At 49.3% G+C, this 25,000-nt stretch carries 22 protein-coding genes; 5 read left to right on the top strand and 17 right to left on the bottom strand.

Annotated elements, in window-relative coordinates:
- Positions 1-16 precede the first annotated feature (16 nt).
- The 4 genes from mutS to ACQ4MX_RS27360 form a co-directional block, all read right to left on the bottom strand.
- Entirely contained in the window at positions 17-2,761 is a 2,745-nt protein-coding gene (gene mutS, locus ACQ4MX_RS27375; protein WP_431088408.1) for a DNA mismatch repair protein MutS, read from the bottom strand.
- A 108-nt stretch (positions 2,762-2,869) separates the two neighbouring features.
- Positions 2,870-4,093 (bottom strand): putative amidoligase domain-containing protein, encoded by a 1,224-nt coding sequence (locus ACQ4MX_RS27370; protein WP_431088407.1) that lies wholly within the window; start codon positions 4,091-4,093, stop codon positions 2,870-2,872.
- Positions 4,094-4,226: 133 nt separating this feature from the next.
- Positions 4,227-4,784 (bottom strand): outer spore coat protein CotE, encoded by a 558-nt coding sequence (locus tag ACQ4MX_RS27365; protein WP_014281435.1) that lies wholly within the window; start codon positions 4,782-4,784, stop codon positions 4,227-4,229.
- Positions 4,785-4,910: 126 nt separating this feature from the next.
- Entirely contained in the window at positions 4,911-5,807 is an 897-nt protein-coding gene (locus ACQ4MX_RS27360; protein WP_431088406.1) for a LysR family transcriptional regulator, read from the bottom strand.
- A gap of 115 nt (positions 5,808-5,922) precedes the next feature.
- On the opposite strand from ACQ4MX_RS27360, the gene ACQ4MX_RS27355 reads away from it, so the two are divergent.
- Positions 5,923-7,233, top strand: coding sequence for an amino acid permease (locus ACQ4MX_RS27355; protein ID WP_431088405.1), 1,311 nt, complete (start codon positions 5,923-5,925; stop codon positions 7,231-7,233).
- Between the two features lie 30 nt (positions 7,234-7,263).
- Here ACQ4MX_RS27355 and ACQ4MX_RS27350 read toward each other — a convergent pair whose 3' ends face one another.
- The 5 genes from ACQ4MX_RS27350 to ACQ4MX_RS27330 form a co-directional block, all read right to left on the bottom strand.
- The gene (locus ACQ4MX_RS27350; protein ID WP_149094966.1) at positions 7,264-8,220 is read right to left on the bottom strand and encodes an aromatic acid exporter family protein; all 957 of its coding nucleotides are present in this window, start codon (positions 8,218-8,220) and stop codon (positions 7,264-7,266) included.
- Positions 8,221-8,331: 111 nt separating this feature from the next.
- Positions 8,332-9,165 carry an ABC transporter permease gene (locus ACQ4MX_RS27345; RefSeq protein WP_431088404.1) on the bottom strand — a complete coding sequence of 278 codons (834 nt, stop codon included), beginning with the start codon at positions 9,163-9,165 and terminating at the stop codon, positions 8,332-8,334.
- Positions 9,166-9,173: 8 nt separating this feature from the next.
- On the bottom strand, positions 9,174-9,986 hold the full coding sequence (locus ACQ4MX_RS27340; RefSeq protein WP_431088403.1) for an ABC transporter ATP-binding protein: 813 nt from the start codon (positions 9,984-9,986) through the stop codon (positions 9,174-9,176).
- Complete coding sequence (locus tag ACQ4MX_RS27335; RefSeq protein WP_431088402.1) at positions 9,983-11,071, bottom strand: ABC transporter substrate-binding protein; 1,089 nt, start codon at positions 11,069-11,071, stop codon at positions 9,983-9,985. Before ACQ4MX_RS27335 ends, ACQ4MX_RS27340 begins: the two co-directional genes overlap by 4 nt.
- Before the next feature lie 145 nt (positions 11,072-11,216).
- Positions 11,217-12,734, bottom strand: a complete 1,518-nt coding sequence (locus ACQ4MX_RS27330) for a carboxypeptidase M32 (RefSeq protein WP_431088401.1) — start codon at positions 12,732-12,734, stop codon at positions 11,217-11,219.
- Positions 12,735-12,992: 258 nt separating this feature from the next.
- Here ACQ4MX_RS27330 and ACQ4MX_RS27325 point away from each other — a divergent pair, with 258 nt between their 5' ends.
- From ACQ4MX_RS27325 to ACQ4MX_RS27310, 4 genes are all read left to right on the top strand, one after another.
- The gene (locus tag ACQ4MX_RS27325; RefSeq protein ID WP_431088399.1) at positions 12,993-13,556 is read left to right on the top strand and encodes a beta-class carbonic anhydrase; all 564 of its coding nucleotides are present in this window, start codon (positions 12,993-12,995) and stop codon (positions 13,554-13,556) included.
- A gap of 248 nt (positions 13,557-13,804) precedes the next feature.
- Positions 13,805-14,371, top strand: a complete 567-nt coding sequence (locus ACQ4MX_RS27320; protein ID WP_044647777.1) for a PadR family transcriptional regulator — start codon at positions 13,805-13,807, stop codon at positions 14,369-14,371.
- A 156-nt stretch (positions 14,372-14,527) separates the two neighbouring features.
- A complete protein-coding gene (locus tag ACQ4MX_RS27315) occupies positions 14,528-14,983 on the top strand; it encodes a hypothetical protein (protein WP_044647776.1) in 456 nt (151 codons plus the stop codon).
- A gap of 3 nt (positions 14,984-14,986) precedes the next feature.
- Positions 14,987-15,265 carry a YxcD family protein gene (locus ACQ4MX_RS27310; RefSeq protein WP_134914723.1) on the top strand — a complete coding sequence of 93 codons (279 nt, stop codon included), beginning with the start codon at positions 14,987-14,989 and terminating at the stop codon, positions 15,263-15,265.
- Positions 15,266-15,370: 105 nt separating this feature from the next.
- Here the strand turns inward: ACQ4MX_RS27310 and ACQ4MX_RS27305 are convergent, their stop codons facing one another.
- From ACQ4MX_RS27305 to ACQ4MX_RS27270, 8 genes are all read right to left on the bottom strand, one after another.
- A complete protein-coding gene (locus tag ACQ4MX_RS27305) occupies positions 15,371-16,249 on the bottom strand; it encodes an STM4011 family radical SAM protein (RefSeq protein ID WP_431088398.1) in 879 nt (292 codons plus the stop codon).
- The gene (locus tag ACQ4MX_RS27300; protein ID WP_431088397.1) at positions 16,246-17,670 is read right to left on the bottom strand and encodes an STM4012 family radical SAM protein; all 1,425 of its coding nucleotides are present in this window, start codon (positions 17,668-17,670) and stop codon (positions 16,246-16,248) included. The genes ACQ4MX_RS27305 and ACQ4MX_RS27300 overlap by 4 nt, the downstream gene beginning before the upstream one ends.
- Positions 17,671-17,739: 69 nt before the next feature.
- Positions 17,740-18,522: an STM4013/SEN3800 family hydrolase gene (locus tag ACQ4MX_RS27295; RefSeq protein WP_431088396.1), complete on the bottom strand. Its 783-nt coding sequence runs from the start codon at positions 18,520-18,522 to the stop codon at positions 17,740-17,742.
- Positions 18,519-19,856 (bottom strand): STM4014 family protein, encoded by a 1,338-nt coding sequence (locus ACQ4MX_RS27290; protein ID WP_431088395.1) that lies wholly within the window; start codon positions 19,854-19,856, stop codon positions 18,519-18,521. Before ACQ4MX_RS27290 ends, ACQ4MX_RS27295 begins: the two co-directional genes overlap by 4 nt.
- Before the next feature lie 58 nt (positions 19,857-19,914).
- On the bottom strand, positions 19,915-20,757 hold the full coding sequence (locus tag ACQ4MX_RS27285) for an STM4015 family protein (protein ID WP_431088394.1): 843 nt from the start codon (positions 20,755-20,757) through the stop codon (positions 19,915-19,917).
- A gap of 248 nt (positions 20,758-21,005) precedes the next feature.
- A complete protein-coding gene (locus ACQ4MX_RS27280; RefSeq protein ID WP_431088393.1) occupies positions 21,006-22,472 on the bottom strand; it encodes an efflux RND transporter periplasmic adaptor subunit in 1,467 nt (488 codons plus the stop codon).
- 70 nt (positions 22,473-22,542) lie between these two features.
- Positions 22,543-24,060: a DHA2 family efflux MFS transporter permease subunit gene (locus tag ACQ4MX_RS27275; protein WP_431088392.1), complete on the bottom strand. Its 1,518-nt coding sequence runs from the start codon at positions 24,058-24,060 to the stop codon at positions 22,543-22,545.
- Positions 24,061-24,075: 15 nt separating this feature from the next.
- On the bottom strand, positions 24,076-24,729 hold the full coding sequence (locus tag ACQ4MX_RS27270) for an HlyD family efflux transporter periplasmic adaptor subunit (RefSeq protein ID WP_431088391.1): 654 nt from the start codon (positions 24,727-24,729) through the stop codon (positions 24,076-24,078).
- Positions 24,730-25,000: the final 271 nt, after the last annotated feature.

Genomic DNA, 25,000 nt, shown 5'->3' with positions numbered 1-25,000 from the left:
AGTATAATATTGTTACCTACAGGCCGTTAGCCTTGTTTTTCAGTTCATTTAACAACTGCATCGCCTGCAAAGGTGTCATGTTCATGACATCGGCATTTTTCACCTTGCTCAAAATCTGGCGTACAATCGGATTAACCTCGGCCGTCTCCGGCTGCGGCTTGGCAGGAGCAAGCTCTTGCTCTCCGAAAATGGACAGTTGTACGACTCCGGTAGCCGTATGGTCCAGCACACTGGAGTCTTCCACAGCCTGCTGAGTGTCTTCTTTTACAACGGTGGCTTGCTGTGACACAAATGGAGCCTGCAATGCAGCTTCTCTTACAACGTTTTCCCTCGCTGCTGCAACAACCTCGGTGCCTGCCGTCACTTGGGCAGCCGCGTGCTCAAAGCCGTGCAACAGCCCGTTCGCGCGTTCAATGATATTATCCGGCAAACCTGCAAGACGGGCACAATAAATACCGTAACTGCTACTGGCCGCACCCGGTATGAGCTTGCGCAAGAAATTCACCTTGTCGCCGCTTTCCTGTACTGCCATAGAGTAATTCCGCAGCGAGGACAGGCTTTGCTCCAAATGAGCCAGCTCATGAAAATGCGTAGACACTAGCGCCTTACAGCCGATCGTATCATGCACAAACTCGATGACCGCCTGCGCAATCGCCATCCCTTCACTGGTGGACGTACCGCGTCCCAACTCGTCAATAATGATGAGACTTCGCGGAGTCGCCTTGTCTGTCATGACCTGAATATCAGCCATTTCCACCATGAACGTACTCTGTCCACCGATCAGATCATCCGCTGCACCAATGCGCGTAAAAATGCGATCCAGCATCGGCACTTTGGCATGTGCAGCCGGAACGAAGCAGCCGATCTGCGCCATGATTGCGATAAGCGCGACCTGACGCATATACGTGCTTTTCCCGGCCATATTCGGACCGGTGATCAGCAAAATATGCGCATCTTTTTCTTCCAGTGCCGTACCATTGGCGATAAAGCTGCCATCCTTCATCACGGCTTCCACAACGGGATGCCGCCCCTGCTCCACCACGAAATCATATCCCGTGTTCAGTTCAGGCTTCACGAAGCCACGCTCTGCGCTGACCGATGCCAGTGACTGGTACACGTCAATTTCAGCCACCCGCTCTGCCAGCTTTTGCAGACGTGGAATTTCAGTATTTAGTTTACTGCGAAGCTCGGAGAAGAGAGAGTATTCCAGATCTACCATCTTATCCTCGGCTTCCAAAATCAGAGATTCCTTTTCCTTCAGCTCCGGTGTAATATAACGTTCCGCATTCGCCAGCGTTTGCTTGCGTTCATATCGTCCTTCCGGCAATGAAGCCAGATTGGATTTGGTTACCTCGATATAATAACCAAACACTTTGTTGTATCCGATTTTGAGCGATCGAATGCCAGTCGCTACACGTTCCTTGGCCTCCAGCTCGGCGATCCAGCGCTTGCCGTTCACACTAGCTTCCCGTAACTCGTCCAGACGCTGATGGTAGCCTTCCTTAATGAGGCCGCCGTCCCTTACGGAAATAGGCGGCTCATCCGCCACGGCTTCCTCAATCAACGCGCACAAGTCTGTACAGCTATCCAGCGTTTGGGCAATTCGGCGCAGTGTCTCCGATTCCGATTCTGCGCATAACTCACGCAAAGCCGGAATCCGGGTCAATGACAGCTTGAGTGCAATCAGGTCGCGTGCATTGGCGCTGCCAAAGGCAATTCGCCCAACCAAGCGCTCCAGATCGTAAATTTCCTTGAGCTGTGCACGCACATCCTCCCGAAAAATAAACTGATGGTACAGCTTGTCTACCGCTTCCAGCCGTTCCTCGATCAGATTACTGCTAAGCAGCGGCTTGTCGATCCAGCGTCGCAGCAACCGCGCTCCCATCGACGTCTCCGTCCGATCCAGCAGCCACAGCAACGAGCCCTTCTTAGAGCGCTCACGAACCGTCTCCACCAGTTCCAGATTACGGCGGGTAAATGGATCAAGAATCATAAAATGGTTCGGCTCATAAGCAGAAATCTGTGTCAACTGGCCTAACGATCTTTTTTGCGTTTCATTCAAATAAGCAATCAAACGCGATACACAATGCCTACGTTCCTCGTTGAGTCTGGCCCACGTTGCTTCACCAAATTGCCCACGCACAAGATCATCCTTAGACTTGTCCCAAGCTGTGTATACAACACGCCGTCCTACGGGTGACATTCGGGAGGTCACAAAATCGAGCAGATGACCATCCCCTAGCATTTCTGATGGCTCATAAATATTAATTTCATCCAATAGCCATTCCTTCGAATCCGGTACAGAGGTCACATACAGCTCACCTGTGGACAAATCGCAAGCCGCCAGTGCCAGCATCCCGTCCGTCTCGGTGACACATACCATGTAGTTGTTGGATTTGTCACCCAGCACCTTGCCTTCCATTACCGTACCCGGAGTGACGACACGGACAATATCTCGCCGTACCATCCCCTTCGTAACCGAGGCATCCTCCATCTGTTCGCAAATGGCAACTTTATAGCCCTTTTCTATAAGGCGCTGTATGTAATTTTCCGCCGAATGATAAGGCACGCCGCACATCGGAATTTTTTCCGTGCCGCCACCCTCACGTCCGGTAAGTGTAATCTCCAGCTCCTTGGATGCAAGAATCGCATCATCAAAAAACATCTCGTAAAAATCCCCCAGGCGGAAAAACAAAAACGCATCCTGCGCCTGATCTTTTATCGATAAATATTGCTCAATCATTGGTGTATATTTGGCCATACCTTTTACTAACCCCCATACATTGTTCCGTTTAAACTTACATTACCTTTCATTATAGCAAAAATGACAGTCGATAACATGAAAGCATCGCAGACAACGTTACACATTTTACGAAAGCTTCCAGAACGGGCGCAAATCCCGCGATTCATCCCATTGTTTTCCCTGACGCAGGCTGTCCAGCAATGGACCGACATAAGCTTCATATTGAGGATATACATCCAGTGAAACGATATCCAAAATAAGAGGTTTCATATACTCCCCCAGCACGATCCGATTTCCTTCATAAAACGCTCTATGAGCCTCTTCCTCATCCAGCGGCCTGCGCTGCAAACGCGGATATTGAGACGCGATGAGAAATGCCATTCCAATCACGCCCTTCGCAAGCTGCGGCGAAACGAGAAAGCTGGGTAGCGTACGGTATTCAAAACCTCCGTACGGTTGGCGACGAAAATCGCCCAAATTGCCGTAATTCGGTCTGCGCCGAGCTGCTCGTTTATCTTCTAACAACGCCAAAGGCAGCGCTAAATAATTGTCCAGCGCACGCAACAGTGCCCCGTTCAGCGGAATTCCGCTAAAATGCAGATGCCCTCCCAGCGGAAGACCCGACTGCGGCATCCCGCCCGCTTGCCAAATCAGCGTACGGTCGGCAATGCGCCGGGCTGCCGCCGCAAAGGCATGGCGTAAATGTGTCAGTAAAAGGGCCGGATCGCCACTTGGCGTGGGTCGAAGCTCAGCGACCGGGTATAATGTCCGCCCCCGGCGCGTAACCGCATCGCATCCTGCCACGCCAAGGCGGCCCAAATATTGTGAAGCCGGTACGACCCGTCCTTCCGGCATGCGGACCAGCACAAATTCAGGGTCCATCCCGATTAGCAGCTGTTTATCCCCTTGTGCTGCTGGAGGGTCTTGTTCTTCACGAGCTGCGGCTTCATATAGCGTGTCTAGGCGTCTATCATTTAGCCATGGCTGCGCCACGACTTCACGTACCTGACAACTGCGCTCGCCCAGCAGTGTCAGCGCCACTTCACCGCTGTCGAGGCCGAGTGTGTACAAAGTACGTACAGCCAATCGCTCCATTCTGATGGACAGTTGAGAGCTGCTATCCAGCGCAGTCGGATCATAAGCGCGGACTTTGGAGTGTCCTTCAATTGTGCGTCTTCGAATTTCCAGCATTCGCAGTTGATGGATTTGCACTGCATAGCCTACCGCAAAATCTGCTGCGTTGTCGTCAATCCAGCGAACCGATATGCCGGAACGTTCCAGCCTGCGCTGCTTTTCATCATCCGGCATCTGTCTGAAGCGTCTAAACGCCCGTCCCGCCTGCTGCATCATCTTACCCCTCCCTACCAGATTACGGACGACTGGAAAATTCCCCTTCCCTATAACAAGAAAAAGGAGGGCCTTTGCCCCTGCGCAGTCTCAGCCGGCGCAAAGAGTAAAGCGGCCCTCTTTTTGGTTACTTCCGTCAGAGCTCGTCGTCGATGAGGTCGGGGTCGAGCTCCTCATAGTCCCCTTCTTCCGCTCCAAAATCATAGTCCTTGTCAAAATCGTCACTGCTGCCATTCGGGAATACTTCTACAACAATCTTCGTTTCCGCCACCAGCTCCACCGCAAATTCCCGCTCGACCCGGATAATTACGCTACCGCCCCCTGAAGACACACTGGCCTCAACGCAGCTTGGCTCCTGTGTCGCCTCGGCGGATACTTCCACTGTAGACGCCCGGTGTTTCGGATCAAGATACGAGAGCGGCACATTTTCCACATACGACACCGTTTCCTTAGCCACATCGGTCTGCGAGTTTTTATCGTATGAGTACCAGATATTGATATCATACGTCCCCACGACCTCAATGCCGTCTCCAGCCGCCACAGCCTCATACTGGTGGTTAATAATCCACGCCCCCAAAATGCTGGTCGGATTATTAGGCGGAGTTACGGTATGGGTTACGGTAGAGAATTTGCGACCTTTACCGCAGATCGCTTTTGTAATAATCTCTCTACGATTTTTATGACTCAATGCCATTCTTGAACCTCCTCCATACAATCAATCATTCCATACATATGTATGCAGTAAGTAGGCGAATGTTGAGTGAATAGGCGAAAAGGAAAAAATATTATTTGTATAAGCTTATGCTCTAACGGCTTGAACTCATGCACGCCAATGTGTTACATGCTGCTCGACAATCCGCAAAAATTCGCTGAGCACCGGGGATTTCCACTTTTTCGTGTGATAGGCGACCTGGGTAGCCACCTGCTGTTCGCTGTCATCCCAGCTTAAACGCGCCATCTTCCCTTCACGCAATTCATTTTGCACCGTAACCAGCGGAAGCAGCGCAACGCCCAATCCGGCCATGACACATTGCTTGATCGCTTCAATACTCCAAAACTCCAGACTCGGGTCTGCAAAAATACCGTGTCTATTCAAATATTGCTCAAAAAGGATACGATAGGTGCAGCCCGCCTCTGTGTGCAAAATGGTTTCGTCCTTTAAGTCAACGGGCTCCACGTTATTATAGGAAACTAATGGATGACCCAGTGGCGCGACCAATGCCATCGGCTCGTGAATGAGTGTAGTGACATGCAGTTCTCTATCCTCCGTCTCCGGCTGAAGCAAAAAGGCCAAATCCAGCTCACCTGAGCGGGTCATATCGCGCAATTCCCAGCATTCTCCCGGTTTAAGCACGATTTTCACCTTTGGGTACCGTTCCCTGTACTCACGGATCAGGCTCGGCAGGCGGAAAGCCGCCAGCGACTCTGGCGCTCCGATTTTCAGCGTGCCCGTCAGCACGGTTTCCGAACGTAGCGCATCCTTGGCAAGGGCATGCATCTTGGAAATTTCCTGCGCATAGGGCAGCAAGCGTCGTCCGGCATCTGTCAGCATGATTTTCTTACCTATGCGGTCAAAAAGAGGTGTGCCCAGCTCCGTCTCCAGCGTCTGAATTTGGGCAGTTATACTTGATTGTGCATAGTCTAATATACGCGCCGCCCGGGTAAAGCTGCCTGCCTCAACCACATTTAAAAACGTAAACAAATGCCGTGATTCCATAAATTGCTCCTTCGATCGTTTTTTTCGATACAAGCCATCGTTATATTCCGTTTTTCCGATAGATTGATTATCTGATAAGCTGAAGGAAATGACAAGAGAAAGAAGGCTTACCTGAATGACAAATGAACATAAACTGCAATCTACCATTGGTCTTCCACAGGCCATTGCGCTATATATCGGGGCGGTGCTGGGTTCGGGGATATTGATTGTGCCCGGTCTTGCCGCCGAAATGGCGGGTCCGGCCTCCCTATTGGCGTGGGGCTTTATGACCCTGCTCATCTTGCCGATGGCTCTATCTATGGGACTGTTGTCCGCCAAATTCCCGAACGCTGGAGGAGTATCGCATTTTGTCTCGCTGGCTTTTTCGCCGCGTGCAGGCTCTTATATCGGATGGTTTTTTCTGATGTCAGTTCCGATTGGGGCGCCTGTTGCCGCACTCACCGGAGCTGGCTATATGACCGCCGCCATGGGCTGGGGAGAGGGAAGCCGGATGGGATTGGCCGCCGCCATGCTGGCGGTTGGACTGATCATTAACTGGATCGGTATGAAGGTTGCGGGACGTATTCAGATCGCCGTTGTCATTGCTATCGTTGCTGTCCTTATCTTCGCCATTGTCGCAGCGCTGCCACAAATGAAATCGGTACACTTCACACCGTTTGCTCCGCACGGCTGGCTTCCTGTTGGTCAGGCGGCAGCAATTCTGTTCTGGTGCTTCATCGGTTGGGAGGCTGTCTCCCATTTGTCGGAGGAATTCACCAATCCACAACGGGCGGCTGTTAAGGGTGTCACCGTTGCAGCCGTTATCGTCGGCTTGCTTTATTTTCTTACTGCACTGGCTACAGTCGGGACGCAAAGCTACCTTGCAGGCGGATCGGACGCTTCGCTCGTATGGGTGATTAGCCGGGCCATTGGTCCGTGGGGCGCGGTGATAGCCGGCTTGACAGGCATCTTTATATGTACAGCTACGATTATTGCTTATGTGGGTGCTGCTTCACGCGTCGCGTATGCTTTATCCCGGCAAGGCCATGCCTTCCGCTGGATGGGTCTCTTGTCCCGGCGCTTTCATACGCCAATTGGGGGTATCGCGTTTCTCTTCCTTTGTTTCGTCGTCATTATGTCCTTTTACGGTAGCGGTACTGTTTCACTCACCAACCTGATTCAGTTCCCGAACGCCACTTTTATCCTGACCTATCTGGGCGGGTGTGCTGCGGGTATCAAGCTGCTACGAGGTAATCGCTGGGGTGTAGCCATCAGTTGGGTGTCGTTCATCTCGACTGCGGTGGTGTTTCCTTTTGTCGGCTGGGCCATGCTTTATCCTTGCCTGATCACCGTTGCCTTATGGATCGCAGGTCGAATTCGGCACAAACGCCCCCTTCCTGCTCCGCCCGTCATCACTGAACAAAAAAAAGCTACTGTCCATCGTTAGACAGTAGCTTTTTAGTTGGGGCCCTAGACTCTAAGCTTTGACTGGAGTGGGGGCCTTGTCCTTTTTGGCGATTTTCAAATACTGATGTAATTCATGTGTAAGCTGTAACAATGCCGAACGAATTTCGAATTCCTCCCGGGTTGAGGGGAGCTCCATTTTTTTGAATTCCTCACGTACCTGCTCCAGCAGCTTCTCCGTCTGTCCCGTATAATGTCCGGCCAGAACGTCATTGCTGAGCTGATCAAATAGCTCGGCCAAAAGTTTGGCCTGCGGCATATGCTGGTACATCTGCGAGATCAACTGCATCATATTTTGAATGGATTCCAGCTGCTCCCTGCGCATATAAAAGTACACATTCCAGCCCTCTTGCGGACGAAGCATCTGGTTTTCCAATGAACGCCCTGCCTCGGTCACCCCTCTGGCTATGACGCTGTTTGCCTCTATAACTTCCTTGCCATCCCATATGTATGCCGGACTGCGTAATGTATTGGCCATATTTCTGAATATAATGGAAAACGTCCGGTCTACCTCCTGCCGGATTTGCTGCATGGTGTTATCGGAGCGCGGCATGTAGGCCAAATTGACAACCATCGCGGACCCTAATCCGATGACCAGCAGACACAGTTGGGTCAGCAGCACCTGCATATCAATCACACCACCGCTGAACACGCGGAAAACCACGACCGAACCCGTGACGATTCCTTCCTTAAAGCCCACCCGTACAATGACCGGAAACGCCGTTAAAATATATAATGCCAGTACCCAATCATGGAATCCGAATACAACAAACAAAACACAAGCAAAAAGAAGCCCCACGACGGATGCAAAAAATCTCGCCGAAATGGTACGGAGGCTTCTCTTGCGCGTGACATCCACCCCCAAAATAGCCAAAAGCCCTGCCGAGGTGGCTCCATGAATGCCAAAACCATCCGCAATGAGTACGGCCATTAATGCGGCAATAGCCGTTTTAATCGTACGAAAGCCCATGAAAAAATTCTGTCCTCTCTGGATGAAATCTGTTTTCGTAAATTTTGAATCATTTTCATTTTCATGGTACTTTATTTTCACGTTTTACACAAATGTATAGAAGTTTGATTTCTATCGCTGAGGACGATCAGACAGCAACAGACGCTCGACATACACGACCGCCTGATACATCAGTGTCGCTACGACCGCAATGATAAGCAGACTGGACATCACCAGGGTAAAATTAAATACCTGGAAGCCGTAGATGATCAAATAGCCCAACCCGTTTTTAGCCACCAGAAATTCACCGACGATCACGCCAACCCAGGCCATGCCGACATTCACCTTCAGTGTAGAGACGATAGCCGGAAAGGATGCAGGCAGAATCACCTTGCTAAACGTATCACGCCGCGATCCACCAAATGTGCGAACCACCTTGATCAAATTCGAATCGACTTCCTGAAAGCTGTTATACACGACTAACGTCGTAATAATGACCGTAATTGAGAGGGTCGTCATTAGAATAGCGGTAAATCCGGCACCGAACATGACGATAAAAATCGGTCCCAGTGCCACCTTGGGCATACTGTTGAAGACGACCATATAGGGGTCCAGTACCTTCGACAAAAACGGTGACCACCAGATCAGCACAGCCAGCAGTGTTCCCAGCAACGTCCCGAGTAAAAAACCCGCTAGCGTCTCTCCTACCGTGACACCGACATGCCCCCACAGCTCGCCGCTGACCGCATCCTTGCCAATTTGGATAAATATTTTGCTTGGATAGCTAAACAGCAGTACATCAATCCATTTCATCCGACCCGCAATTTCCCACAACACGAATAAAAACACTAAAATAGCTGTCTGTACACCCGTTACCAACCGCCGCTCCGAACGCCTTCTGCGTCGATACTCCTGATACAGCCCTTGAATCCAGTGCTGTCCAAGCCGGTCCGCTTCGTCCTTCATCCTTTGATTCACTCCTTTGCTCCCGAAGCCTCCAGTTCACCCCATATTTCATGAAAAAGCTCATTAAAGCCCGGCTGCTCGCGCGCATAAAAAGGCTGAACTTCCCGGATCGAATCCGGAATTTCAAAGGTACGCCGGATGTGGCCCGGATTTCGGCCCAACACAATTATCCGGTCGCTGACCGCAATCGCCTCGGCCAAATCATGTGTGACCAAAATAGCCGTCTTCCCCCGCTCACGCAAGGTTTCGGCAATCAGATCTTCCAGTTGGAGCTTGGTCTGATAATCCAGCGCGGAGAACGGCTCATCGAGCAGCAGCAGCCCTGGATTGGTCGCCAGTGTCCGTACCAGTGCCACACGTTGGCGCATCCCCCCGGATAACTGGGACGGATGCAGATGCTCCTTTCCTCCCAGCCCCATGCCTTCCAGCAGCAGTCGGGTCCGTTCACGCGAGTCCTCATCTACCCGGTTGCCCAGCTCCAGACCCAGCAACGCATTATCCATGATCGTACGCCACGGAAACAGATAATCCTGCTGCAACATGTAGCCGACCTCCGTACTCGGACCGCTTACAGGTCGGCCTTGCAGCAGCACCTGACCCGCCGCCGGGCGCAATAGACCGGCGATCATGGACAGGATTGTCGTCTTTCCGCAGCCGCTCGGGCCAACCAGACTGATAAACTCCCCTGACCCTACCGCAAAGTCTATATTCTCAACCGCCAGCGACGCCTCACGGTCCGTTACATACACATGCGTCACTTGCTTCAGCTCCACAACCGGGACCGTTGCAGCCGAAGTGAGACTACTCCGTTCTTCGATCATGGCGAGCCTCCGGCATCTACGCCTGTATCTGTGACTCCACTTGTTCCCGCTTTTGCAGGCTGGTCAGCGTTCCCCGATGAGTCTGTTGCAATCGCCTTCTCTGCAAAGCTCCGATTCACCAGTTGATCCAGCGCAACCGGACTTTTCAATTCACCCGCCGAAGCCATAACACCCTGCAAATTTTCCCATTCTTTTTCCTCAATTATCGGGTTCACAGCATAGGTGCCTTGTTCCTTGTAACGCTTGACACTACTGGTCAGGACAGCCAGATCTGTATCCTTGAAATAGGGCGTAATGGCTTCGGCAATTTGCTCCGGTGAATGCGTAGCAATCCACTGTTGTGCCCGGTATACAGCCTTTGTAAATTTTTGCGTGGCCTCACCATTTTCGTTTAGATAGCTTTGTTTCGCCATATATACGGTATAGGGTAGCTCGCCGCTCTCCACACCAATGGAGGCCACTACCCGTCCCCGACCTTCTTTTTCGAAAATAGATGCCTGGGGCTCGAATAACTGCACATAATCCCCCGTACCGGAACCGAAAGCAGAGGCAACATTGGCAAAATCAATATTTTGAATCAGCTTCAAATCCTTGTGTGGATCAATGCCGTGTTTGCGCAGCGCAAATTCCAACGACATTTGTGGCATTCCGCCCTTTCTTTGTCCAAGAAAATTTTGTCCTTTCAGCTCTTCCCAGTCAAAGCTACCCTGCGTTTGCCGGGCAAACAGAAAGGTTCCGTCCGTCTGCGTCAGTTGGGCAAAATTAATGATGGGGTCCTCTGCCCCTTGCTGGTACACATAAATAGATGTTTCCGCACCGATAAGCGCGATATCCGCCTGATTGGACAACAACGCCGTCATCGTCTTGTCACCACCGGGAATCGTCGCCAGTTGGACATCCAGTCCCTCCTGAGCAAACATCCCCTGGCTCAAGGCTACATACTGTGGCGCATAAAAGACCGTTCGGGCTACTTCGCCCAGTCTGATCTCAATCGTTTGCCCCCCTTTGGGTGCGCACCCACCGAGCAGCAGCAATCCGAGCAGTGCCGCAGCCGCCACAGCTTTGAAACGAGCGCCGATGTTCATCCCTGTTCCCTCCCCACCTTTTTGCATTATAGACTTCATATATTGTTATGCGGCTGCCTACTCAATGGTTAATCGCACACAAAAACCCCACGTTCGCCCAGGAACGCGGGGTAGATGCACAAATGATGATGTTATAGCTTGTAAATCACAGCTTGTAAATGGAGGTATATTTTTCTTCCAGATAATCAGCCAGATAATCCGGATTCAGATCCTCACCTGTAATGGCTACAATCAGCTCGGACGGCGTCCGGCTCTTGCCGTAACGGTAGATCCGTTCAGTCAGCCATTGCTTGATCGGCTCCAGCTCGCCGGCAGAAATCAGCTCATCCAGATTTGGCAGCTCCTTGTGCAGTGTCGCCAAAATTTGTGCTGCATACATATTGCCAAGCGAGTAAGAGGCAAAATAACCAAAATCACCACCGGACCAGTGAACATCCTGTAAAACGCCATGCCCGTCATCTGGCGGGAGAAGTCCCAGATATTCCTTATATTTTGCATTCCATACTTCTGGAAGACGCTTCACATCCAGTTTTTCGTTAAACAGCATTTTTTCAATTTCATAGCGGATAATGATATGTAAGTTATATGTCAACTCATCCGCTTCAATACGAATCAGTGAATTTTCCACACGGTTAACGGCCAGGTAGAATTGCTCTGCTGTAACCTTCGCCAGACGGTCTGGAAAATGCTTTTGCAAGTCAGCATAATACCGATCCCAAAAAGCACGGCTGCGTCCAATCATATTTTCCCACAAGCGAGACTGGGATTCATGAATCCCCATGGAGGTTCCTTCGGAAAGCAGCGATCCTGCCAGCTCAGGCGCAATATTTTGCTCATACAGCGCATGACCACCTTCATGCAATGAGCTGAAAATTGCGCTAGTCACATCATTTTGCAAATAATGTGTTGTTATGCGCACATCACCCGGATTTAAACCTGTCGCAAAAGGGTGCACGCTCTCATCCAAACGACCTGCGTCGAAGTCATAGCCCATCTGTCTCAGAATGAACAGGCCGAACTTCTCTTGCTGCTTCACATCAAACACACCGTCCAGAAAGCTCTTATCCGGCTGGTTTGGTGAAGCCTGGATTTTAGATAATAGCGGCACAAGACGCTTTTTGAGACGATCAAACACAGCATCCAGCTTCTCTACCGTCATATCCGGTTCATATTGATCCAAAAGCGTATCGTATTCCGTGTTCTTGACTCCCCAATAACCGATAAACTCTCGCTTCATCTCTACGATTTTAGACAAATAAGGCTCGAATCCGGCAAAATCGCTATGTTCCTTGGCATCCTCCCATTTGCTCTCCGCCTGAGCAGCGAGTACGCTGTATTCCCGATAGCGGTCAGCCGGAACCGAGCGGTTCAGCTCATAATTTTTGCGGCATTCCTCCACCAGTCTGCGATCATTGTCCTCCAGTTGCTCCAGTTTGTCTTCTGCGGCAAAAAATTGCAGCAATTGCCCCATTTCATCCGAAATAACCAGCTTGAACATTTCAGTAGACAGCATCCCCAATGTTTCCGAACGAATATCAACGCCCTTGCGCGGAGCACCTGTCCGTAAATCCCAATGTAATAAGCCTACGGCTTCACCATAACTTCTGATTTTGTGTGCTAATTCTTTTAAAGCCGCCAATTGATTCAACATCTGTTGCGCCATAATCGAGGTCACCTCTTTATCTTAAAATGGATAAAACTTTATACTTCTTAATACTTGATGATACTTATATTAAAAAGTATAATCAACACACAACTTGTACGACCAGCTCCTGGAGGCTTTGGAATCCGTCGGATTGTACATATTTTCCAAGGAATAAAGCCTGATTGTCGGTCTGTGTGGATCGGAATTAGGCTTCTTCCATGCTGGTCTGCTACAAAAAAATGGTTCAACATTAAATAGTATACGGAGGGAACAATCGTGGATCACATCAAAGAGATTTTGGAATACAACCGCGTTTTCGTGGAAAACAAAGAATACGAAGCCTATCGTACAGGCAAGTTCCCCAATAAAAGAATGGTCATCATTACCTGTATGGATACGCGTCTGACCGAACTGCTGCCCAAAGCCATGAATCTGCGCAACGGCGATGTCAAAATCATTAAAAATGCGGGTGCAATTATTTCCCAGCCTTTTGGAAGCGTTATGCGTAGTGTGCTCGTTGCTCTGTATGAGCTGGAAGCAGATGAAGTGCTTGTCATAGGCCATTACGAATGCGGTATGGCCGCGCTGAATGCCGACCACATGGTCAATGAAATGCTGGAGCGTGGGATTTCACAAGAGGTACTAAGCACTTTGGAAAATTCAGGGATTAAACTAAACAAATGGCTGAAAGGTTTTGATAACATCGAGGAAGGGGTTAGAAGTACCGTAAAGCTTATTAAAAACCACCCTCTTCTCCCGCCTAATGCACCTGTACACGGTATGGTCATTCATCCGGACACTGGGGAGTTAACGCTGATTGTTGATGGAAATAAGCAATAAAAGTCCCATAATTAACATTAAAGAGGGTATCTTTAGGTCGTAATATACGACCTGGAGGTACCTCTTTTTTATGAAAATAAGCACATATGAGTGTATGTTGACCAGATCTAATTTTGGCTAACCTGTGAACGGCCTATCTGAAAGTTGTCAAACCATACAGTTTCAGTGTACACTTTTCATGAAGCGGCAGAACACCTGCCGTAGAGCCGCTATAACCGTTACTAAGATGGATGAAGGAGATAAAATCTATGAATTTACTATCGTATGGTCTGTTGGGCCTTCTCGCCAGAGAAGAATCCTCCGGCTATGATCTGATGCTGCGTATCCAGCCTTTTTGGCAGGCTAAGCACAGTCAGATCTATCCACTGCTAGCGCGTATGGAAAGCAAGGAATTGCTTGCTTCCCGCTGGATTCAGCAGTCCGACAAACCTGATAAAAAAATGTATACCATTACAGACAAGGGAATTCATATGCTTCAGCAATGGTCCCAGGAATCACTGGCCGCTCCGGTCACACGGGACGAATTAAGTCTTCGGCTGTTCTGTCTCTGGCTGACGGACAAAAGCAGTGCCAACCGTATGCTGGAGGAACGCAAGCGTCATTTTATTCAGCGAATACGGCACCTTGAGGATATTCTGAACGACATTCCCGACGAGGATCTGCATTTTGGCAGCAAAAACTTCGGCGATTACATTCTCGTGCAAAAAGGGCTTATGAATGCAAAAGCGGGTCTGGAGTGGTGCCAAATGGTACTGCGTATGTTGCTTGCTGGCGATGTAAGAGCGGACACTAATCCATTTTCACTTAAACCATAAGACTGAATGCTTTAGTCCAATCATGCATAGGCTTTATATATCAATAAAATTTGAATGTTTTAAATTTTTTGAAACCCTTTTCTATCCGTTTCGTATTACTGGTAAGCGGCTGTTTGACCTATATCAAACCAACATACCAAGGGGGATTATATTTACATGAAAAAAACATTTACTTTGAAAAATATGATGATGCTGATGATGGCTTTTACCCTGCTGATTGTTATGGTCGCACCATCTACAGCCGACGCGAGGCGAGGCGGCGGATTTAAATCCGGGCAAAAAACGTACCAATCTACACCGAGCAAGGCCACTAACAGCAACGGTGTCAATAAGTCCGATAGCGGCACCAAATCCAGTGCAACTGCGGGTAATACAAGCAGAACGGGTGGATTCCTTGGCGGTGGCGGCGGATTCCTGAAAGGCATGATGCTGGGTGGTTTGGCAGGTATGCTCTTCGGCGGATTGTTCGGCAACATGGGCGCACTGGGAAGCTTGCTTGGCCTTGCGGTCAACGTTCTCGCTATATACGTCCTGATCATGGTTGGAGTAGGTATCTACCGTGCCATTAAAAATCGTCGCAGACCTGATGATTCCCGTGGAGGACGTTACTAAGCTATGATTTTAAGTATGGATGAAATTGTAAACGCCATCTGTCTGCATATGGCTGAACGCAAAGGCGTCCAGCCCACTGATGTGACAGTAGAATTAAGCTGGGAAGAGGATACAGGATACTCGGCAGAAGTCCATGTACAGGGTCGCAGCCAGTATCTGGTGGAAGCCAACATGATCGAAGCTATCCTGAGATACCTGCATTCCGAGTACAATATCCGTGCCTATCGCGAGCAAGTCAGACTGGATCTGGACGAAGAAATCACTGCCATTGTCCAAACTTGATGGAATAACGCATAGGGACATCTAACAGAATATGCAGTGAAACGGAAGAACCGACCTTCGCTTGATGCAAGGGTCGGTTCTTTTTTTGCGTTCTATAGGACATAGCTAAATGTGTGGAACTGAGAATACCGGAACCTGGGGCGCCCTTTCAAGCAGACCACTGCCGTACATTTCCCGAAATGGCTGCTCCTCCATATGAATGTACCCAATATAACAGCCGCATTCCTTCATCCGGCACGGACGCTTGGCACTTAGTCCTTCAAGGCCATCTCTGTACAAGTGACCCAGCACTCGCCGATCCTGATAGCAATGTTTTACACGCCCATCACCCTGTACGTAAAATACATCCTCTCCAGCGCGACACGCCCGTCCCTGACTACTATAATCATGCAAATTCCATTGGAAATAGGGATCTATAGCCGTTAATTCATCAATCTCGGCTTCGGTATAATAATGTGGTCGATCTTTATAGGCGTTAACCCACAAATAAACATCCTTCGGAAGCTGTGATCTCAAGGAATGGATAGCGGGAAAAGCCTGTCTCAGTCCCACGGTGCCGACACTATAGGAAATACCAAGTTCATATAACTTCATTCCTTGAGATATAAAAACCTGCTCCTTCGTCTCTCCCGGATGATACGTCGCCCACAGCGCAGCCGTCTTCGGATTCAGTTCCCTGGCCCAATCCAGCTTAGTGGACAGATTCGTCTGTACAGCCACTTTATCCACATGCGCCATATGGGAAAACTCAATCATGGTCTTGCGGTACCAGGAATGAATGAGAGCTTCTCCATACGGATTAAAGAATACGGATAGTCGATGCCCCAAAGTTCCCTGCTCCCGTACCCAATCGGAAAAACGCTCCAGTTGCGCCCGATCCTTGTCCAATGTTTCACGACTATCCACGTTTTTGCTGAACGGGCAGTAAAGGCAAGCATAGTTACAGGAAGTCAACGAGCCACGATAATACAGGGTTGCTCTCATGCGCCTACGTAGCCTTCCATGCGCTCCCGTACTGCCGTGGAGATCATCCAATCGCCAATCGCATCGGAATAAGCCATTCCTTCCTCGGTCAGTCGCAGTGTGCCATCCACAACCAGCGCCATACCAGATTCCAATAGCAAGGACATTCCTGCAAAATCGTCCGCCAGAGACGCATCGAAGCGCGCCGCATAAGCAGCTAGCTCCAGACCTTCCCGATGGAGAAGCGCCTTAAGAATAAAGCGCCGCTTGCTCTCCTCCACATTTAAAATAAAGCCGTAGTCAGCCAGATCATGACGCTCCGCGGCGACATAATCAGCAATAATGCCACGCGTTGCCGCTGCACTAACACCGTATCGACTGGCATAATGGAAATTACGCGTATAAGAACGCGCACCGCAGCCCAGACCGGCCATGCCTTCCTCCTGACAGCTATATGGCAGCAACTCCTTGCCGGGTGCATCCTCATTTTTGGCAAAACGGCGCATGGAGTACTGCACATATCCCGCCTGTTGGAGTCTTTCACGTGCTACTTCGTACAAGCTCAGACGAATATCATGCTCCAGCCCGGTATAGCCCGGCTTTAAAATCGTATTTTCCCGAATGTATAATGGATAAATAAAAATTTCACCCGGTTCGTATGATAACGCCTCTTCCAGAGAATACAGCCAGGTTTCTGCCGTTTGACCGGGGAGACCATAGATTAGATCTACGTTCAACAGCGGAAAATCGTACTCTACCAGCCGCGCAAGCGCTTCGCGTACCAGCTTGGGCTTCTGAGGCCGGTATATGGCCGCACTCTCCGACTCCACAAAGCTCTGGATTCCCATGCTGACACGGTCCGTTCGGCGGCGCTTGAGCACCTCCAGCCGATCTTCGGTTACCGTATCCGGCGACGTCTCCACCGAAATGGAAGCATGTTCCGGGTCTAAGCCCATTATATTCTCAGCAATATCAAACAATCGTTCGACCAAAGGAGCCTCCAGCAAGGTTGGCGTACCGCCGCCGATCGCAAAGCGTGAAAACGGCCGACCGCCCATAATTGGTGCCCATTGCCTAGCTTGTCTTTCAAGCGCATTCACATACTCCTTATGCACATCCAGCCGCTTGTCCGGCAAAGTGAACAGATTACAAAACCCGCAACGAGCCGCGCAAAACGGAATATGCATATACAAAAAATAGCTCTCCAGCTCCTCCTTCTCCCACAATTCTTGCAGTGAGAGCGGTGTATCAAACGACCGATAGGCCGTTTTATGCGGGTAAGAGTACAAATAGGAGCGGTAGGGAGCTTCACGGATCGTGCGTGCCCATTCAACAGGGTTCTCAGGCCATGAAGACCTTGATTTCGAGTTTGTGTCCAGCCCCGCAGGGGTATTGGCTCCTGCTCCCGTTAGAAGCGAATGATTCAGATTCATGGCTTTCATTTCTGCTCCCTCCTCGCGCTGGATTGATTTCTTTACATTTTACCAGTGCAGTCTGTCATTTCTTTTTCCCTACAATACAAATTCGCGATAAGGTACATTCCATACTACCTCATGCGCCAGACGATGCCCTTTGTAGCCGTCTTCCCCATAAGCCGTACCATGATCGGAAAAGGCCATGCAAAACGTCTTTCCCCGTTCTCGTAATGCGTCGAACAAACGTCCAAGATGCCCATCCACATAACGCAAGGCTGCGCGTTGGGACTCCACCGAATCCTTGGCTGAGCCCTCCAGAAAATAGTGATTAGGGCCATGAATAGCTGACACATTCAGGAACAAAAACAGCCGCTGCGCCGGGTCTGCCTTCTCCAGCAGCTTTAGGGCATGATTCACCTGATGCTCGGTTGAACGGTGATTCGTAACGCCGAAGGTCATACGCCAGTAGCTTTCCTGAAAATACCCCGGCAGCACCTTAGCAAGCTTGTTTTTTTTCGTAAAAAAAATAACACCGCCGATGCAAATAGTCCGGTAACCTTCACACGCCAGCCCGGATACAATATCCGGTGCATCAAACAGCCACGTATGCGGATGTGTACGCAGTCCCGTATCTTTAGTATGAAACAGCCGTATGTGAGAAGCCTTATCCGTATTAGCCGGTGTAGGCAAGAATCCGCCAAAAAACGCATGATGTGCAGCATAGGTAAAGCTGCCCGGCGTATGGCGTTTTTCCCACGGCCCGGAGCCACACAGGTTCGGGCAGTTTTCTTCCTCCAGCTTGGCAACATCGTAACGCAGCGTGTCAAGCGTAATCATGACAATATCATGAGAACCGACAATCTGGTTCATATCGGTCATAATAAGCCTTTCCTTTCCAAAGTTGCAGTCCCATTGGCGAGATGCAACATTTCCCATTCATATGGATTCCACCCCTGATGTTTCACCCGGTATAACAGATCGCCGAACGGATTTACATCCAGCACGTAGGGACGACCACCATGCGCAGGAACCAGCACATCCAGCCCGGCAACCATAGAGGCCGGAAAAGCGCTCATCGCGGCTTCCGCAATTTGCCGAACCGATTCTACCGTATCCTGCAGCAACCCGGCGTCCTCCAGCAACAGCCGTTCATTGCGCAAATGCAGATTCGTAATTGGGCTTCGGCTTAAACGTAAAACGGCATGACAAGCCTCTGATCCGCAAACAAGCTGGCGTACATCGTAAACACGTCCGTTCAGACTCGCTTTAGGTATCCAGCGTTCCACATGCACCCCTTCCGAGCATAGCCAGCCCAGGATAGCATGAATATCCTGCTTGTCCGTATAACGGCGCAAGCGTCCCGCATTGTAATACACACGCTGTCCGTGTACGATTTCCGTTCCAATGGTGGTCACTGCCAGCTCTGCCCGTGTCCGCGGATGTACCTGATAGGCCATTACACCGGAAGCACCGGACCCGCAAAATATTTTCACAAACAGGCGGTGAATCCCGCTCTCCTTCATCGCCGCGTGCAGATCAGCAACATCACGAAAGGTACCCTCTGATGATACAAGCACAGGTGGTACCCTTATACCCGCCTTGTCCAATACGATGCTGCAACGCCGTTTATCGAACATCACAGCCACTTCCGCCGGGTCATTCATCCAGCGCGAGGAGGGCCATAGCAGGGCCGTTTCATACCGCAGCCACGCCAGCAGACGGCAATAGCCCCGGAACCATTGGGCCGGGTGCCAAATACGACCGTGCTGCTCCAGCAGGGCTCGCGCTTCTGCCGAAGATATACTTGTGCCATGTGCTGATTCTGCACACAGAAACAAAGAATCGTCTCCTTCTGCATCCGAGGCGCCCAAAGCGATCAATTCACGCTCTACCTCAAAGCTTTCACCGGGTGCATCCAGACGAAGCAGCGGACTAATGTCCGCCCTTCCCGTCTGTAACTGGCGAATGCTCTCTTGCACATAAACAGTAGCATTTACGCTGTCTGGCGCAGCCTGTGCAGCTATTCGGGCCAACAACTCCCCCAGACTTTGCTTCTCCCGGATGGCTTCCAGCACATTTTTATAGGAAATCTCAACAGCGGGCGGCAGCTTCAATCTACTTCGCGCCTCCTGTAATCCTGTGGTCCGCCGATTTCCCGGATTGCCAAACAAAATAAACGGCTCGCTGATATTGCTGTCTGATATCCCAACCATAAAGACGCCTCACTTTAATTTTTGAATAAGCTTGATCGTAAAGAGTCCTTTTTATGGATTACTCGGTCAACGATGGATAACGCCAATCATCTTCCTCGTCCGCTTGCTGCTGATCTTCTACATTCACAGACAGTCCGGAGTCTTTCCAACGTTTTACCATTTCATCCGACATATAATGATAGCTCAAATCCAGATGCTTTAGCCCTTTGATACTTTCACTAGCGAGCAGTGCCTCAGCCCCTTTATCAGACAACGTGCCTTGAGACAGATCCAGTACCTCCAGTTGTCCAATCACAGGTGCGTTTGCCGCAGCAATCGCGATTTCATCCTGTATTTCACTATCCTTCAGCCCCAAATAGGTCAGCTTTGGAAAAAGATTGTCATTCAGAAACGGTAATACATCCTTCATACCACCGTCAAAACCGTATTGATCCACGCCCAAATACAACTCCAGCTTGCGCAGCTCAGGCAGCTCGGCATTACGAATTTCCTGAAGGACACTCGCAGGTAAACCTCCGCAAATAATAACCAATTCCTGAAGGTTTTTATGCCGTAACGGCTCCAGGCTCAGGTCCTGACTTCCTTTGACATAAAAGGATTCCAAAGCTGGAAACGCCTCCAACAGCGGAGACAGATTCGTCTGGTTAATCCACGAAACCTCACACTCATCATATTCCATATCCCCGATAAACAGCTTACGCAGCTTCGGAAATTGATCTTTGTGCTTTACCAATACCGGAATAAAATCCTCCGGTGATTGTTCATAGGCTCCGCCCCAGTCTCCAATAATCAAATCTGTAATTTCCGCGCTCTCTGGCTTACCTGCCTGTTCTTCAATAGACTTAGCCATCGTTTGACCATTCTCATAAGCTTCATAATCCACAACCAGCTTTACTTCCATCTCGTAATACCTCCGATCACTGATCTGAAAATGTAATAAATCCCTATCTCGTAAACTATCTATTTCCAGTTTAGTCTATCCTATCATACCAATGTTCGTCAAAAATAGACCCCTGACGACATCAATCCTATGTAAAATGTAAGCGATGAAATTAAACAAGGCAGCCCGGTAAAACTGCTCCGGTCTGCCCTGCGCTTATACTCCCTAATAAATCTCTACTATATAATACAAGAGATTTTGAAGCCGAATTATTGGCTAATGGTGATCGGTGAGTTATCAGACAGCAACGCCAGATTATTCACGATTACATTCTCTTCGTTGCTCAAGCCACTGGTAACCAGTGTTTGTGAGCCTGTCGTCTGAACCGTCTTCACTTCCTTGCGTTTCGCATGGTCACCATTCACAACGTATACATATTGTTTACCTTGATCCTTTTGAATCGCTGCGGTAGGAACGACAATACCTTCTTGCGCATTTGCAGCGACAAAGCTGATATCAGCCAGCATACCGGATTTCAGTTTCACGTCCGGATTAGCCACCGAAATTTTCACAGGATATCCTTTTCCACTTGCGTCCAACGGGCTTACATTTTTAACGGTACCTGTTGTCACAATATTGGAAGCTGCTACACGTACCTGTACCTTGTCGCCTGCTTTTACATTGTTGATTTGCTCAGCCGGTACATAGATCAGTGTATTAACTGTACTCAGGTTGGCAATGACCAGCGCAGGCGCCTGTGCGGATACCATTTCGCCTACTTCTGCATTTTTCGTACCTACTATACCGTTAATCGGTGATGTAATTACTGTATCGTCAAGTGCGTCCTGAGCGATGCTCACATTTAGCTGAGCCTGATTGAGAGACTGTTGGCTGGACTCGATAACCGCTGTATTTTGAGATACCTTCAGTTGATTTTGTGCATTGCTGTAGCCGCTGTTAGCATTACTGTAGCTGTTTTTTGCTGAATCGTAGCTGTTACGGGCCGTAGTGAGCGCCTTCTGAGCAGCTATCAGTTGGTCCTGGGCATTAGCCTGTGCGTTTTGCGCATTATTGTATGCCGCTTCAGCGTTCACAACGGCTGTTTTTGCTTGTTCCAATTGTGCTTGAGTACTCGCACCCGCATCAAACAGGCTTTGAGTACGCGTTACATTTTTCTGAGCATCCGCCAGCGCTTGCTGCGTTTGCTTCACTGTATTGGCGGCCGAGGAGACGCCGTGTGTCGCCTGTTCTACGGCTGTAGTAGCCTGATTAATGGCTCCCTGCGCCTGATTGATTGCGCTTTGGGACTGAATCACGCCGCCTTTGGATTGTACTACGCCCGAGTTGGCTTGAACCATCGTCGATTCGTGAGACGCCTGAGCAGAGCTCACTCCTGCTGCTGCCGCGGCTGCGGCGGCGCGGGCTTTCGCTACATTATTCCGCATGTCCTTGTCATCAAGCTTGAACAGCACTTGACCTTTTTTGACCTCTGAGCCAATATCCACAGGCAGTTCAACTACTTTACCACCCACTTTTGGCACAATATTCACCGTCTCCGAAGGTGTTACCGTTCCTGTATAAATGTTCCCTTGCCCAATGATACCCTGCTGCGCTTGGCTAATCTTGACAGGCACGACCATATCCTGCGCCGCTCCGCTATTACTGGAGCAGCCTGCCAGCACTGCGCCGCCGAGCACCAAGGCCGCTAATGTACTTTCTACTCTCAATATTTTCATGATAGTTCCCTTTCTTTCTGTCCGTGGAAATAATGTAAGCCATCCAGTCGATATTTTGTAGTTCTTTTGATTAAGCCTCCGGCTGTGTCTTTGCTTTCTTCCTTTGAATAAACAAAAAGATCAGTGGAATCGTGCAAAACAGCGGTATGGATGAAATGAGGAACGTATCCCCAATCCCTCTCGATGTGGCATCCAGCGTGATTAAACCACTTATAGATGACATCCATGAGCTGCCCAACGACGCTTGCAGCGCATGAGCCGCGTCCGGTGTAACAGTCTCCGAAATTTGTTGGGCATGAGCTGCCGAACGGCTTTGCATGATCGCGGTCAGCACCGCAATAGCCATAGCTGAAGCAACAGTACGTACCAGATTAGATGCAGTAGATGCATTGCCTACCTTGCTCGGATGAACAGCGTTCATGCCGACCGTGGACAATGGCATCATACAAATACCAATTCCCAGCCCCCGTAATGACATTACGATTTCCAACCAAGCATGCGAAGTATCTGGCGTAAGCTGATGAAGATGATACGTCATAAAGCTGGTTAGTGTCAGACCGACAAGTCCCAGAGGCACAATACCGAACTTATCAAACAGCCGCCCGGCAATCGGCATCATAACCGCCATGGCAATTGCCTGTGGAATGAGAATAATACCCGTATCAATCGGCGACACACGCTGAATATTTTGCAAAAACAACGGTGTTAAGAACGTTCCTCCGTACATCCCCATCATGACAAGACTAGAGGCAATAACACTAATCGTAAATCTTGAATTCTTGAATAATGAAATTTCAATTACAGCATTGTCTTTTCCGCTTTCTACATAAATGAGAAAGACAAGCGCCCAGAAGGCGACGAACAGTAGAGATACAATTTTAAAAGAAGTCCAGCCATCATGCTGACCGTTTGTCAATGCGTACAAAAGTGTTCCTGCACAAGTTGCGGCCAGCAAAAAACCAGGCAAATCAAACGGCTTCGGTGTTGCTTTAGGCGGCTCCTTGATCAGAAGAATAACCATTAAAATTGCAAATAAAGCTACCGGCACACTGACAATAAACAAGAACCGCCAGTTAAACCACTCAATTAAATATCCGCTTAGCGTAGGTCCTACAGCAGGTGCTGCCATTGCGGCGATCCCCCATATCCCAAGGGACATACCGATTTGTTCACGCGGCATGATTTTGTAAATAATCGTCATACTCAGCGGCATAATGACACCGCCTCCCAGACCAGCCAGCACTCGTGCTGCGATCAGGGAAGAATCACTCCATGCAAAAATACATATTCCCGTTCCCAGCGAGAACACACTGAGCGCAAGTATTAAAAACTTTTTGTATCCGATGCGCTGCTCCATATATCCGGTAATCGGGACGATTACACCAGATGCAAGCGTGTAACCTGTAATAACCCACTGAATACGTGTCGTCGTTGATCCTAAGTCTGTCGTCAATCGAGGAATGGCGACATTGATCAGACTGTTGTTCAGAATGGCGACAAAGGCGCCTAAAACAATGGCAAAAAAAGCAAGCCAGCGTTCTTTGGAAGAATCTGTCGAAGGAGCAGCAGCAGTTTCATTGGCAGCCACACGGACCCCTCCTTTTTAAGGTGTATGAATTTTAACTTCCACATTCGTTCCTGGAATGAGCTTCATATCCTTCGGCTTGTTAACAGCAATTTCTACAGGCACACGCTGGGTCACCTTGTTAAAGTTACCGCTTGTGTTTACCGCAGGAATGAGCGAGAACACCGCATTCGAGGCTTCGCCCACTTTGCGAACTTTTCCTTGGATCGTCTTGTCACCTGCAGCATCAAGCGTAATGTCAACAAGCTGTCCCGGTTTAATGCGGTCAATATCGGTTTCTTCAATATTCGTGGAGACATACAGGCTGTTCATATCAACCATGGTCGCAACAGCGCTGCCCGGAGAACCGATTTCATGCTCCTTCGAATAAATCTTAATGACGGTACCGTTGATCGGCGCACGCAGTACGGATTTGCTGATCATGCTGGAATCCAGCCCCGATACATCCTGCTCGGCAATCGGTTCATTACGCTGAAGGACATCGCCTTCCTCCACATCAATGTGTGTAATCTCTCCGGAAATTTGCGGCATTACCTTATACTGATCCGCTTGAATGCGCGCATCGTCACTCTTAACAAAGTGTGTTGCCTGATACCAATAATAGTAGCCAATGGCTCCACCGCTCAGAACGAGCAGTACGATGAGAATTGGCAGTACGGTTTTCTTACTCACTTCTTCCACCCCTGTTGTCCAAAAAATTTTATTATTCAACGCTAATATTTTAATTTTGAAATATTAGGCCATCAAACCAAACCGAGAACGTAAAATAAGCACATGGCAGCATACCATGCAAAAAGAAAGAACATTATCTATGTACATAGGCAATCCTTGTCTATGCTCACACACCGTCTCCTTTTATATTTAAATATTTTCATATAAATATCGTACATTGAAATATTATAGTTACATTTATCTATTCAGGCAATATAAATTTTCAGTTTTT

Origin of the sequence: Paenibacillus sp. 8b26, from assembly GCF_050626875.1 — a bacterium.
Taxonomy (GTDB): Bacteria; Bacillota; Bacilli; order Paenibacillales; family Paenibacillaceae; genus Paenibacillus.
Note: the sequence above shows the minus strand (reverse complement) of the source record. Positions and strands in the feature narration are given on the sequence as shown.

Excerpts from the sequence above, each read along its gene's own strand:
- ACQ4MX_RS27280 (WP_431088393.1), bottom strand. The coding sequence starts at position 22,472 with ATGAAAATATTGAGAGTAGAAAGTACATTAGCGGCCTTGGTGCTCGGC.
- mutS (WP_431088408.1), bottom strand. The coding sequence starts at position 2,761 with ATGGCCAAATATACACCAATGATTGAGCAATATTTATCGATAAAAGAT.
- ACQ4MX_RS27285 (WP_431088394.1), bottom strand. The coding sequence starts at position 20,757 with ATGGAAGTAAAGCTGGTTGTGGATTATGAAGCTTATGAGAATGGTCAA.
- ACQ4MX_RS27295 (WP_431088396.1), bottom strand. The coding sequence starts at position 18,522 with ATGACCGATATGAACCAGATTGTCGGTTCTCATGATATTGTCATGATT.
- ACQ4MX_RS27330 (WP_431088401.1), bottom strand. The coding sequence starts at position 12,734 with ATGGCGCAACAGATGTTGAATCAATTGGCGGCTTTAAAAGAATTAGCA.
- ACQ4MX_RS27320 (WP_044647777.1), top strand. The coding sequence starts at position 13,805 with ATGAATTTACTATCGTATGGTCTGTTGGGCCTTCTCGCCAGAGAAGAA.
- ACQ4MX_RS27360 (WP_431088406.1), bottom strand. The coding sequence starts at position 5,807 with ATGGAATCACGGCATTTGTTTACGTTTTTAAATGTGGTTGAGGCAGGC.
- ACQ4MX_RS27315 (WP_044647776.1), top strand. The coding sequence starts at position 14,528 with ATGAAAAAAACATTTACTTTGAAAAATATGATGATGCTGATGATGGCT.
- ACQ4MX_RS27290 (WP_431088395.1), bottom strand. The coding sequence starts at position 19,856 with ATGGTTGGGATATCAGACAGCAATATCAGCGAGCCGTTTATTTTGTTT.
- ACQ4MX_RS27350 (WP_149094966.1), bottom strand. The coding sequence starts at position 8,220 with ATGGGCTTTCGTACGATTAAAACGGCTATTGCCGCATTAATGGCCGTA.
- ACQ4MX_RS27335 (WP_431088402.1), bottom strand. The coding sequence starts at position 11,071 with ATGAACATCGGCGCTCGTTTCAAAGCTGTGGCGGCTGCGGCACTGCTC.
- ACQ4MX_RS27370 (WP_431088407.1), bottom strand. The coding sequence starts at position 4,093 with ATGATGCAGCAGGCGGGACGGGCGTTTAGACGCTTCAGACAGATGCCG.
- ACQ4MX_RS27365 (WP_014281435.1), bottom strand. The coding sequence starts at position 4,784 with ATGGCATTGAGTCATAAAAATCGTAGAGAGATTATTACAAAAGCGATC.
- ACQ4MX_RS27340 (WP_431088403.1), bottom strand. The coding sequence starts at position 9,986 with ATGATCGAAGAACGGAGTAGTCTCACTTCGGCTGCAACGGTCCCGGTT.
- ACQ4MX_RS27310 (WP_134914723.1), top strand. The coding sequence starts at position 14,987 with ATGATTTTAAGTATGGATGAAATTGTAAACGCCATCTGTCTGCATATG.
- ACQ4MX_RS27345 (WP_431088404.1), bottom strand. The coding sequence starts at position 9,165 with ATGAAGGACGAAGCGGACCGGCTTGGACAGCACTGGATTCAAGGGCTG.
- ACQ4MX_RS27305 (WP_431088398.1), bottom strand. The coding sequence starts at position 16,249 with ATGAGAGCAACCCTGTATTATCGTGGCTCGTTGACTTCCTGTAACTAT.
- ACQ4MX_RS27300 (WP_431088397.1), bottom strand. The coding sequence starts at position 17,670 with ATGAAAGCCATGAATCTGAATCATTCGCTTCTAACGGGAGCAGGAGCC.
- ACQ4MX_RS27355 (WP_431088405.1), top strand. The coding sequence starts at position 5,923 with ATGACAAATGAACATAAACTGCAATCTACCATTGGTCTTCCACAGGCC.